Source organism: Nocardioides sp. CPCC 206348, assembly GCF_048654705.1.
Classification (GTDB): Bacteria; Actinomycetota; Actinomycetes; order Propionibacteriales; family Nocardioidaceae; genus Nocardioides.
In genome coordinates this window covers 122,777-123,281 of record NZ_JBMCZA010000210.1, presented here as the reverse complement: position 1 = coordinate 123,281, position 505 = coordinate 122,777, and the positions used below count along the sequence as shown (strand labels likewise).

1 protein-coding gene is annotated in these 505 nt (G+C 73.5%); it reads left to right on the top strand.

Annotation, left to right across the window (positions count from 1 at the left end):
- Positions 1-501, top strand: a 501-nt coding sequence (locus ACOADB_RS21540; RefSeq protein WP_378603337.1) for an LLM class flavin-dependent oxidoreductase, incomplete at its 5' end; no start/stop codon positions are given.
- Between the last annotated feature and the right edge of the window lie 4 nt (positions 502-505).

The following is a 505-nucleotide window of genomic DNA, read 5'->3' as shown; positions in this document are numbered from 1 at the left end:
CTCGGCAGTGACCGGTTCGGCGGCGAGTTCTCCCGGTTCGGCGACGAGGAGGACGACCGCACCCGCGCCGGGATGCTCGACGAGTCGCTGGCGATCCTGCGCCAGGCGTGGACGGGTGAGCCGGTGCAGCACCACGGCGACCACTTCACCGTGGACGACGTCCGGTTCCTGCCGCGGCCGGTGCAACCGTCGGTACCGGTCTGGATCGCCGGGTTCCCCGGCAAGGAACGGCCGCTCCATCGAGCCGCGCGCCACGACGGGTTCGTGCCGGTCAACCTCGAGCACCCGGACCAGCTGGCCGAGGCCGTCGCGAAGATCGCCGACCTCCGCGTCGGGCAGCCGCAGGCGTCGTACGACGTCGCGGTGACGCTGGCCGCCGACGCGGACCTGGCTGCCTTCGAGGCCGCGGGGGCCACCTGGTGGCTCGCCGACTTCGATCCGCACGCGATCACCGTGGACGAGGTCCGGGCGGTCATCCGCGGCGGCGCGTTCGCCCCGTAGACCG